Annotated in this window: 9 protein-coding genes; 6 read left to right on the forward strand and 3 right to left on the reverse strand. The window is 71.0% G+C overall.

The window, feature by feature from the left end:
• Positions 1-28: 28 nt before the first annotated feature.
• Both ACFYZZ_RS32385 and ACFYZZ_RS32390 read left to right on the forward strand, forming a co-directional pair.
• Positions 29-1,168 (forward strand): acyl-CoA dehydrogenase family protein, encoded by a 1,140-nt coding sequence (locus ACFYZZ_RS32385; protein WP_389184256.1) that lies wholly within the window; start codon positions 29-31, stop codon positions 1,166-1,168.
• Positions 1,168-2,118 (forward strand): acyl-CoA dehydrogenase family protein, encoded by a 951-nt coding sequence (locus ACFYZZ_RS32390; RefSeq protein WP_389183552.1) that lies wholly within the window; start codon positions 1,168-1,170, stop codon positions 2,116-2,118. The genes ACFYZZ_RS32385 and ACFYZZ_RS32390 overlap by 1 nt, the downstream gene beginning before the upstream one ends.
• A gap of 26 nt (positions 2,119-2,144) precedes the next feature.
• Here the strand turns inward: ACFYZZ_RS32390 and ACFYZZ_RS32395 are convergent, their stop codons facing one another.
• Positions 2,145-2,870: a VWA domain-containing protein gene (locus ACFYZZ_RS32395; protein WP_389183555.1), complete on the reverse strand. Its 726-nt coding sequence runs from the start codon at positions 2,868-2,870 to the stop codon at positions 2,145-2,147.
• Between the two features lie 144 nt (positions 2,871-3,014).
• Between ACFYZZ_RS32395 and ACFYZZ_RS32400 the strand changes: the two genes are divergently transcribed.
• The gene (locus ACFYZZ_RS32400) at positions 3,015-3,893 is read left to right on the forward strand and encodes a rhomboid family intramembrane serine protease (protein WP_389183558.1); all 879 of its coding nucleotides are present in this window, start codon (positions 3,015-3,017) and stop codon (positions 3,891-3,893) included.
• Between the two features lie 299 nt (positions 3,894-4,192).
• Here the strand turns inward: ACFYZZ_RS32400 and ACFYZZ_RS32405 are convergent, their stop codons facing one another.
• Both ACFYZZ_RS32405 and ACFYZZ_RS32410 read right to left on the reverse strand, forming a co-directional pair.
• Entirely contained in the window at positions 4,193-5,218 is a 1,026-nt protein-coding gene (locus tag ACFYZZ_RS32405) for a glycoside hydrolase family 113 (protein WP_389183561.1), read from the reverse strand.
• A gap of 35 nt (positions 5,219-5,253) precedes the next feature.
• Positions 5,254-7,035 (reverse strand): DUF2334 domain-containing protein, encoded by a 1,782-nt coding sequence (locus ACFYZZ_RS32410; protein ID WP_389183565.1) that lies wholly within the window; start codon positions 7,033-7,035, stop codon positions 5,254-5,256.
• Positions 7,036-7,545: 510 nt separating this feature from the next.
• On the opposite strand from ACFYZZ_RS32410, the gene ACFYZZ_RS32415 reads away from it, so the two are divergent.
• The 3 genes from ACFYZZ_RS32415 (at position 7,546) to ACFYZZ_RS32425 (ending at position 10,761) form a co-directional block, all read left to right on the forward strand.
• Positions 7,546-8,745, forward strand: coding sequence for a glycosyltransferase (locus tag ACFYZZ_RS32415; protein WP_389184259.1), 1,200 nt, complete (start codon positions 7,546-7,548; stop codon positions 8,743-8,745).
• 145 nt (positions 8,746-8,890) lie between these two features.
• Positions 8,891-10,054 carry a non-hydrolyzing UDP-N-acetylglucosamine 2-epimerase gene (gene wecB, locus ACFYZZ_RS32420; RefSeq protein ID WP_389183568.1) on the forward strand — a complete coding sequence of 388 codons (1,164 nt, stop codon included), beginning with the start codon at positions 8,891-8,893 and terminating at the stop codon, positions 10,052-10,054.
• Entirely contained in the window at positions 10,051-10,761 is a 711-nt protein-coding gene (locus ACFYZZ_RS32425; RefSeq protein ID WP_389183571.1) for a calcium-binding protein, read from the forward strand. Before wecB ends, ACFYZZ_RS32425 begins: the two co-directional genes overlap by 4 nt.
• The last annotated feature ends 31 nt before the right edge of the window (positions 10,762-10,792 follow it).

Below are 10,792 nucleotides of genomic sequence, written 5' to 3' on the forward strand. Positions count from 1 at the left end.
TTGTTAGGGAAGGACGGTGACGGCGACCGTGGACCTGACCCACGCTCCGGCCGACGAGGAGTTCCGCGCCGAGGCCCGCGCCTGGCTGGCGGCACACGTGCCGCGCACCCCGCTCCCCTCCCTGGAGACCGCGGAGGGCTTCGCGGCGCACCGCGCCTGGGAGGCCGAACTGGCCGCGGACCGCTGGTCGGTGGTGTCCTGGCCCGAGCAGTACGGTGGCCGTGCGGCCGGCCTCTTCAGGTGGCTGGTGTTCGAGGAGGAGTACTGGGCGGCGGGCGCGCCGGGCCGGGTCGGCCAGAACGGGATCAGCCTGCTCGCACCGACCCTGTTCGACCACGGCACGGAGGAGCAACGCGCGCGCGTGCTGCCGCCGATGGCCTCCGCCGAGGTGGTCTGGGCGCAGGCCTGGTCCGAGCCGGAGGCGGGCTCCGACCTGGCCTCGCTCACCTCCAGGGCGGTACGGACGGACGGCGGCTGGCTGCTGATCGGCCAGAAGACCTGGTCCTCGCGGGCGGCCTTCGCCGACCGGGCCTTCGGCCTGTTCCGCAGCGACCCCGAGGCCCCGAAGCCGCACCAGGGGCTCACGTATCTGATGTTCGACCTGCGGGCCTCCGGGGTCACCGTCCGCCCGATCGGCCGCCTGGACGGGAAGCCGGCCTTCGCGGAGCTGTTCCTTGACGAGGTGTTCGTGCCGGACGAGGACGTGATCGGCGAGCCCGGCCACGGCTGGCGGATCGCGATGTCCACGGCGGGCAACGAACGCGGCCTCACCCTGCGCTCACCCGGCCGCTTCCTCGCCTCCGCCGCCCGGCTGCTGGAGCTGTGGAGGGCGCAGGGCCGCCCGGAACAGGCACGTGAGCGGGTGGCGGACGCCCTGATCGGCGCCCGCGCCTACCAGCTGTTCACCTACGCGGCCGCCGCCCGCTTCCTGGAGGGCGCCGTGCTCGGCCCGGAGTCCAGCATGAACAAGGTGTTCTGGTCCGAGTACGACCTGGCCCTGCACGAGACGGCGCTCGATCTCCTCGGCGAGGAGGGCGAGTCGGCGGACACGGACTGGGCGGAGGGGTACGTCTTCTCGCTGGCCGGTCCCCTCTACGCGGGGACCAACGAGATCCAGCGCGACATCGTCGCCGAGCGCCTGCTCGGCCTGCCGAAGGGACGCCGCTGATGCGCTTCCTCCTCGACACCGAGCAGCGTGCCTTCGCCGACTCCTTGCACGCCATGCTGACGGCGGCGGACACCCCGGCGGTGGTCCGGGACTGGAGCCGTGGCGACCATGCGGGCGGCCGCGCGCTGTGGCGTCGTATAGCGGAGGCGGGGGTGTTCGGTCTCGCCGTGCCCGAGGAGTACGGGGGGCTGGGGCCGCACCCGGTGGAACTGACCGTCGCGTTCGTGGAGTTGGGCAGACACGCGGTGCCCGGGCCGCTGGTGGAGACGGTCGCCGCGGCCGTACTGCTCGGTGCGGACGGGCCGGCCAAGCGGTTCCTGCCCGGGCTCGCGGCGGGCGAGATCATCGCCACCGTGGCGGCGCCCACCGGGTACGCCCTCGACGGTGACGCGGCCGCCCTCCACCTCGTCCCGGCCGCGGAAGGACTGCACCTGTCGCCAGGTCCCGGCCCGGTCCGCCCCTCCCTCGACCCGGCCCGCCGGCTGACCCCGCTGGCCCCCGGCGGTGAACTCCTGTCCCCCGGCCCGCCGGACACCCGCGCCCTCACCTGGGCGCGCCTGGCCATCGCCGCCCAGGCCCTCGGCGTGGGACTCGCCCTGCTCGACCGGACGGTCGCGCACGTCCGGCAGCGCACGCAGTTCGGTGTCCCCATCGGCTCGTTCCAGGCCGTCAAGCACCGCCTCGCCGACGCGAAGATCGCCCTGGAGTTCGCCCGGCCCCTGATCTTCGGAGCGGCGGTGTCCCTGCGCCCCGCGGACGTCGCGGCCGCCAAGCTGAAGGCCTGCGAGGCGGCCTACGCCACCGCCCGCACGGCACTCCAGCTGCACGGCGCGATCGGGTACACGGCGGAGTACGACCTGTCCCTGTGGCTGACCAAGGCCCGTGCCCTGCGCACCGCGTGGGGCACGCCCGACGGGTGCAGGGACGTGGTGCTCGAGGACGCCGGCTGAGCGGCCGGGGCCGGCCGGCGCTCGGCTCAGGCAGGCCGCGCGATGCCCGCGGCGCGTGCGGCCGCGAGCCACTGGGGGAACTCGGCGACGAGACGGTCGTACAGCTCGGCGTCGGAGACCTTCCGGGGATCCTGGCCCGCGTGGAAGAAGCCGGCGTTGTCCACGGGACGCTTGCCGGGGACCGCCAGCTCGTCCAGTTTGCGCAGGAACTCGAACTGGCGGCTGTCCGGGTCGCCGAAGCCGACGAACTGCCAGAACAGCGGCAGCTTCGCCGCCTTGCACAGGTAGCGCTCCGCGGCGAGCTTGTTGATCGGGCCGCCGTCGGTCTGGAAGACGACCAGCGCGGGGTCGGTGGCGCCACTGTCCATGTAGTGGTCGATGACGGCGTCCATCGCCAGGTGGTAGCTGGTCTTGCCCATGTGCCCGAGCCCGGCAGCGATCCGTTCGATGCGGCCCTCGTGGCCGTCGAGGGCGATGTCGGTGACCGCGTCGACGTCCGTGGAGAAGAACACCACGGGCACCCGGCCGTCGTCGTCCAGGTGCGCGGACAGGCCCAGCACCCGGTCGGCGAGCGCCTGCACGCTGCCGTCCTTGTAGTACGGCTTCATCGAGCCCGAGTAGTCGACCACCAGGTACACGGCGGCCCGCAGCCCGTCCAGGCCGTGTTTGCGCAGGCAGACGCCAGCCGAGCGGTACGGCTCGACGAGCGCGGGCGCGGTCTCCTCCACCTTGCGCAAGCTGATGGCGGCCATGGTTCCCCCCTTGGCTGTGCGGGAAACCGAGCCTAAGGGATCAGAGGCCCCAGCTGTCGCTCCCGTCACTTCAGTTCGCTATTTTGTTCGCCGCCGTCCCCACCGGCTCGCCCTGTCCCGAACCTTTCCTCAGAGGAGCCGGCCGTGACCGCCGAGTCCGCCGTCACCACCTGCTTTCGTCACCCCAAGGTGGAGTCCCACGTCCGCTGCACGCGCTGCGACCGCCACATCTGCCCGTCCTGCATGCGGGAGGCCGCGGTCGGTCATCAGTGCGTGGAGTGCGTGAAGGAGGGCGCACGCTCGATCCGGCAGGCGCGCACCGCGTTCGGCGGCCGGATCAGCGCGGTGCCGCTGGTGACATACGTGCTGATCGGGCTCAACGTGCTTGCCTATCTGGCCGAGTTGGCGCGGCCCTCGGTCGAGGACCGGTTCGCCATGCTGGGCACCGTGCCGGCTGGTTACTACCCGGAGGGCGTCGCCCACGGCGAGTGGTACCGGCTGCTGACCGGAGCGTTCCTGCACCTGACGCCCGGCGAGGGCACGTTCGGCATCGCGCACATCCTGATGAACATGCTGGCGCTGTGGAACGTCGGCCGGGTGGTCGAGGCCCAGCTGGGCCGGGTGCGCTATCTCGCCCTGTACCTGCTGTCGGCGCTCGGCGGCTCGGTCCTGGTGCTGCTGATCGCCCCCGAGACCCCCACGGTCGGCGCCTCCGGCGCCATCTTCGGGCTGGGCGCCGCGTACTACGTCATGGGCCGTCGCCTCGGCTACGACATGCGTGCGGTCAACCAGTACATGGGCGGTCTGCTGCTGTGGCTGGTGATCTCCGCGTGGGTGACCTCCTGGCAGGGTCACCTCGGGGGCCTGCTGGCGGGCGGGGCGGTGACGCTGGCGTACGCGTACGCGCCCCGGGGCAACCGCCGTGTCCTGATCCAGGCGGGCGCGTGCGTGGCTCTGCTGGCGCTGCTGCTGGTCCTCGCCTGGGTCAAGGCCGCGGATCTCACGGGCGGCGCGGCCGCGTAAGGCGAGCGGGAACCCTGCTGCTCGCGGCCGTGCCGGTGGTCGTCGCGGCGGCGGAGTACGCCGCCGGCCGCGACCGGTCCCGCTCCCCGGAGGGCAAGCACGCCACGGCTTCCCGGGAGGCCGAGGGGCGGGCCGGGTCGGGCGGGACGCGGAGGCCGTCGCCGACGCCCCGCCGGGCCTGGCCGCGCCGCCGAGAAGGAGCCGGCGCAGCAGATCGTGGCCGGCGCCGAGAACTCCACCGTCATCCGCCGCGCCAAGCTCGACGGGCTCGACATCTTCCTCGACGTCCGCCGCCGGCGTCAGCCGGCCCACTTGCGGCGCAGCACCTCCTCCGCGGGTTTGCCGTGCGGGGTGTACGCCAGGTGTGCCGGGGTCTCGCCGCTGCCCGGCCAGTCGTCCCACATCCACCAGCAGACCCCGGCCCACCACGGGCGGCCCTCGAAGGAGTCGAGGAGCGCCCGGTAGGCGGCGGCCTGTTCGGCGTCGGCCGGGTGCGTGCTGACGGTCCAGGAGTACGGGGCGGTGGTGGAGCCGCGCTGGCTGACGTAGCCGGCCTCGGTGAACAGGATCCGGCGGTGCTGCCGTGCGGAGTACGCGGCGAGCTTCTGCCGGATCGGGGCCCAGGCGCGGTTCAGCAGGGCGGGATCGGTGGTGGGCTTCTCGGCGAGCGGCCAGTAGGCGTCGATGCCGATGAGGTCGAGGTCCTGCCAGAAGTGGATGTGCTGGTACTCGTCGTAGTTGGCGGCGTAGGTCAGCGGGCCGTCGTAGTGGGCGCGGACCGCCTTGATCACCTTGGTCCAGGCGGCGGTGTCGCCGGAGACCCCGGCGAGTTCGGTGCCGACCGCGAGCTGTTCGGCTCCGGTGTCGGCGGCGATGTCCGCGTAGTGGGTGATGAAGCGGCGGTAGACGGCGAACCAGGCGGACCGGTCGCGGGGGCGGATCTCGGCGCGGTCCTGGTCGCCGGGCAGGTCCACATGCGGTTTGATCATCACGTTGAGGCCGGCCGCGTGGGCGCGCTCGACGATCCTGCGCAGGCTCGCGTCGCTCGCGGTCTCCTCCGTGGTGTGCGGGCCGGAGTCGGTGACCCGCTTCTGGTACCAGGTCGGGGTGAAGGTGACCCAGCGGGCCCCGGTGGCCTTGATGCCGCGCAGATAGCGGGGTGCGGCCGGGCTGTCGTAGTCGGTGCGGTTCCACGAGGGCAGGGTGATGCCGCGCATGGTGGTGGTCCCGGTCTCCGGGCGGGAGGCGTGCGTGCTGCCGTGGCCGGACCCGCGGCCCGGCCCGGTGGACACGCAGCCGCCGGCGGCGAGGAGGACCGCCGCCATGACGGCGACGGTCCTCCTCCTGGGGGCGGGCGCCGTCACAGCGCCGCCGGGCTGACGAAGGTGTAGCCGAGTGCCCTGATGCCGTCGATCGTGTCCTTCAACGGCTGCACCGGGTAGTACGGGTGGTAGAAGAAGCTCGCCACTCCGTCGCGCACCGCCAGGTTGGCCTTCGCCGAGGCGATGAGGTCGGCGGGCAGGCGCGCCGGGTGGTTGTTGTACGCCTCCGTCTCGTAGTTGCCGATGTTCTCGGGCAGCACCTTGGTGCCGTAGACGTCCTTCACGACGTACGGGAAGAACTGGCCGATGAACCGGTTCGGGTCGGACGGAGCCCCGCTCAGCGTCCCGGCGAAGTAGAGCGAACGCTCAAGACGCGCCGAGAAGTTGGCGCTGAAGACCTTGTAGTCGGCCGCGGAGCCCGCGTAGTGCGGGGTGGTCCACAGCGTCGGCCTGGGCAGGCCCGCCAGGGCGAACTGGGCGAGCGCGCTGGTGACCCGGGTCTGCGCCCAGAGGCTGGAGTCCTCGGCGACCGGGCCGTCGTAGACGACGTTGTTCGCGGAGTCGACGTGCGCCCGGTAGAACTCGAAGTCGTCGCCGGTGACGCCGTTGTAGGGGTTGGCGACGTTGCCGTACTGGTGGGTGTAGCCGTGGTCCATCAGGACCGCGCCCCTGGCCAGCATGTACTTCAGCGCGCTGACCACCTGCGGGCGCTGGGCAAGCGTGATCGTCTGCGGGACACCGTTGTTGTAGGTGCCGCCCGGGTCCTTGTAGACGGGGATCACGTTGATGCCGTACGGGATGTTCTGCGAGTAGAGGTAGTCGGCCATCGCCCGCAGATCGTCGGGATCCGCGTCGGGGCTGATGTCCTCCAGGCGCACCATCGCCCGGTGCCGCTCGGTGGTGGCCGGGGCGAGGGCGTCGAAGAGCAGGTCCTCGAAGGCGATGACGCGGTCGGTCTCGGAGACGTAGGCGAACGGGATCTCACCGATGTAGGTGAGGTTGGACGAGCGGACCGCCCAGCCGAAGGTGTGCCCGTTCGAGCTGTCCAGGCCCTCCGCGAGCCGGGTGACGGCCGGATACCCGGGCCCCGTCAGGACGTTGGGGCGCAGCACGCCGCCGTCCTGCCCGGCCGGGATGGTGCGGGTCAGCGTCTGGCCGCGGTACGTCACCTGTGTGACGTTGCCGATCGAACCGCCGTCCTCGTAGTACGACGTCGTCGGGTCCCAGCCGTACTTCTGCGTGAACTGGGCTACGCCCACCGCCCCCGCCATGTTCCAGATGTTGGCGCCCATCCAGATCACCGGCTTGGTGCTCGCCGACGCGTCGGCGTAGAAGGCGGCCGGGACGGCGTCCGGGATGGTGCCGCCGTAGTACGTCGAGCCGATGTAGATCACGGCCGAGTACGAGTCGATCATTCCGGCGGTGTACTGCTGGACCGGCTTGGCCGTCACCGTGCCGAAGTGGCCGGCGAGGTTGGCCGTGGCCATCGCGTACAGCTCGCCCAGCTGCCCGTAGGGGCCCGCCGTGTCGTAGAGGACGAGTGCGGGCTGAGTGGCGTCCGCGGCCGCGTCGGCAGGGGCGAGCAGGGCCTTCTGCCGGGTCGCGGTGGTCGCCTTGGCCGCGGTGCGGACCGGGACGGCGGCCGCGGCCGCGCGGGTGGTCGGGGTGGTCTTGGGGTGCGGCCGGGTGCGCCGCGTCTGGTCGGCCCTGAGCTGGGCCTTCGCCCAGCCCTTGAGGTCGACCCGGTTGAGTCCGGACCTGGTGCCGGCGGCCTCGCCCCTGTGGTGCTGCCCCCCGGCGGCCTGGGCGTTGGTGGCCATGAACGTGCCGCTCAGCAGAGCGGCGACGAGTAGTAGAACGACGGAAATTCGGCTGCGTGCCCGCCTCCGAGACGGGATCACTCGTCTCACGATCTTCCCCCCACTTTGCCAAATGATTGACGAAGCATTTGGCGTTAGGAAGACCAGATTCTTCTGGTCACCTCGATGACTGTCAAATGTCCTTCTCGGTCCCGGAAGGTCTGCTAAGTTCGCCTCGCGCATTGGGGATGCGCACCGAATATGGGGGGACAATGTACGGACGACCCGCCCTGGGAGCACTGCTGCCCTTGGCAGGCGCGATGGCCGCACCGGAAGCAATACCCGGACTACCTTTAGCCAAGGCACTACAAGCGGTAGCCGGGGCCGGATTTCTGTTCTACTGCCTGACGGCGTGCCTGATACTGCTGGCCCGGATACATCTGCGACGTCAGGGACAGCGGATGCGGGCCCACACCGGGGGCAGCCGTGATCATTGAGCTGCTCCTTTGGTCGAGCATCACTCTGATCGTGATGGCCGGCTGCTACAACACCAGTCTTTTCCTTCTCTCCCGACGCAGAATTCGGCGCTCCAGGACAGACCGGAGAGAACGTTTCTACGTATTCCTGCTGGCGTGTCTGAACGAGGAGAAAGTTCTCGCAGAAAGCCTTGCGCGCATCACTTCGTTACCCGCCAGGAATTTCATGGCCCTGGTCATAGACGACGGCTCCGACGATCGCACCAGTGAAATCGCACTGGCTGCCGACCCGAACCTGGTCCGGCTGCACCGGCGCACTCCGCCGAACGCACGCCGGGGCAAGGGCGCCGCCCTCAACGACGGGGTGCGGCACCTCAGGGAGTCCGGTCTGCTCGCCGGGCACGACCCGGCGGACGTCGTGCTGTGCGTGGTCGACGCGGACGGGCGGCTCGACCCGCACGTCGTGCAGTCCGTCGACCCGTACTTCGACGACCCGCGTACGGGCGCGGTTCAGGTCTGCGTCCGTATGTACAACCGGCACCTGGGGCTGCTCGCCCGCATGCAGGACATGGAGTTCGTCGTGTACGGCGACGTGTTCCAGAGCGCCCGGCGCTTCATCGGCAGCGTGGGCATGGGCGGCAACGGGCAGTTCATGCGGCTGTCGGCGCTCAACACGCTGGACGGGAACGGCCCGTGGAGCGACAGCCTCACCGAGGACCTCGACCTCGGGGTACGCCTGATCGCCAAGGGCTGGACCAACATGCACTGCACCACCGCTGCGGTGTCCCAGCAGGCCGTGCTCAGCCTGCGCCGCCTGGTCCGGCAGCGATCCCGCTGGTTCCAGGGTCATCTGCAGTCCGCCGGTCTCGTCCCGCTCATCCTCAGGGACGTGCCGACCCGGCCGGCGCTGGACATGCTCTACCACCTGTCGAGCCCGGTCCTGATCCTGCTCACCTCGCTGCTGCCGCTCTCCTTCCTGGTCGCCCTGGGTGCCACCGTGATGGCCTCCGTCCAGGTGGGCCACGCGCTCGTGTCACCGATGTGGCTGCTCGGGCCGTACGTCCTCTCGTTCACGGCCGCCTACACGTACGGCTACGTCTACTTCAAGCGTGAGCGGCAGCTCGGGCTGGTGCGCTGTGTGCTCCTCGCCCATGTCTTCGTCTTCTACGGCTACATCTGGTTCTTCGCCGGCTGGTGGGGGTTCTGGCGGATGCTCACCGGCAAGCAGACCTGGCTGAAGACCGCGCGCACCTGAGGGCCACCGTCCCTCTCCCGCGGCCTTCCCGCCGCGCGTCTCTCATCTCTTCTCTCATCTCTTCTCTCGTCGCGTCTCTCATCTCCGCACCGCTCACACCTTGCGCGGTCCTGCGACGATCGCGCATGCCCTAGGGGGGCCTTCCATGTCCACACCTCCGTCAACCCTGCCCGTACGCGCCATGCTGGTGCTGGGCACCCGGCCGGAAGCGATCAAGCTGGCGCCGGTGGCGCGGGCCATGGCCGACAGCGAGCAGTTCGAGCCGATCGTCGTCACCACCGGCCAGCACCGCGAGATGCTCCACCAGATGCTCGGCCTGCTCTGCGTCGACGTACGGGTCGCGCTCGACGTGATGCGCAGCCGGCAGCAGCTGTCCGAGCTGACCGCCCGACTGGTCGGCGAGCTGGGCGAGGCCATGCGGGAGCAGCGGCCGGACCTGGTCGTGGTGCAGGGGGACACCACGACGGCGCTGGCCGGCGCCCTGGCCGCGTTCTACGAGAAGATCCCGGTCGCCCACGTCGAGGCGGGGCTGCGCACCGGGGTCATCGACAACCCGTTCCCGGAGGAGCTGAACCGCAGCCTGATCGGACGTATGGCCCGCTGGCACTTCGCTCCGACCTCGCGCGCGGCACGGCATCTGACCGACGAGGGTGTCCCGGCGGAGCAGGTGTTCACCACCGGCAACACCGTCATCGACAACCTGCTGTGGGTGCTGGCCGAGGGCACCGGCACCTCGGCGTTCCGCACCGGCGCCCGGCGGGTCCTGGTGACCCTGCACCGCCGGGAGAACCAGGGCGAGCGGATGCGCGGCATGGGCCGTGCGCTCGCCCGGCTCGCCGGGCGCGGGGACGTGGAGATCGTGCTGCCGCTGCACAAGAGCCCCGCCGTACGGGACGCACTGCTGCCCGAACTCGACGGCCACACCGGTATCTCGCTCGTCGAACCGCTCGACTACCTGGACTTCGCGGCCACGCTGGCCGAGTGCGACCTGGTGCTCACCGACTCCGGCGGCATCCAGGAGGAGGCCCCGAGCCTGAGCAAGCCCGCGCTGGTGCTGCGTACGACCACCGAGCGCCCGGAGGCGGTCGAGGCCGGCGCGGCCCGGCTGATCGGCACGGACCCGGACGCCATCGTGACCTGGGCCGAGCGGCTGCTGGACGATCCGCTGGAGTACCGGCGGATGGCGACCGCGGGCAACCCGTTCGGGGACGGACGGGCCGCCGGGCGTGTACTCGCCCAACTGGCCGAGGACTTCGCCGCCGAAGTTCCGGTCGGCCTCACCGCGTCCGGGCCATACTCTGCGGCATGACGTCATCGCTCCTGCGCCCCCGCCGCCGGATCCCGCCGATCCCGCAGGGGCGCAGGGGTCGTCTGCTCACCACCCTGGCACTGGCGCTCACGCTGACCGCGCTCCTGGCGGTCGCCCTGACCCAGTGCCGGGGCGAGGCCGCACCGCCGCCCAAGCCCTGGATCGACGGCACGGTCCACGGCCGCTGGCTCTCGGTGTTCAACGGCCACGGCACCAACGTGGGCGACGACGACTCCCTGTCGCTCTCCCCCAGGGCCGCGGAGGACCCCGGCACCACACACGCGGGCCTCGTGGTGAGCACCGCCTCGTACACGGACGTGCGGTACGAGGCGCGGATGCGGACGGTGCGGCAGCTGCGCGATCCCGACCCGAACCCGTGGGAAGTGCCGTGGCTGGTCTGGGCGTACACCGATCCGGAGCACTTCTACTACATCACCCTCAAGCCGAACGGCTGGGAGCTGGGGAAGCGGGATCCGGCCTATCCGGGAGGCCAGCGCTTCCTGGCGACCGGGCGGACGGTGTACCCGGTGGGCGCCTGGTACACGGTCCGGGTGGAGCAGAACGGCGGGAACCTCGCCGTCGAGGTGGGCGGCAGGCACCTGGTGACCTTCGTCGACGACGAACGGCCTTACAACGAGGGCAGGGTGGGCGCCTACACCGAGGACGCGACCGTGAAGTTCGAGGGGCTGAAGGCGAGTTCACGCTGAAAAGGCGGCGACGCCTGCCCACGTCCGGTCG

The sequence above is a fragment of the Streptomyces sp. NPDC001816 genome (assembly GCF_042892235.1).
Taxonomy (GTDB): domain Bacteria; phylum Actinomycetota; class Actinomycetes; order Streptomycetales; family Streptomycetaceae; genus Streptomyces.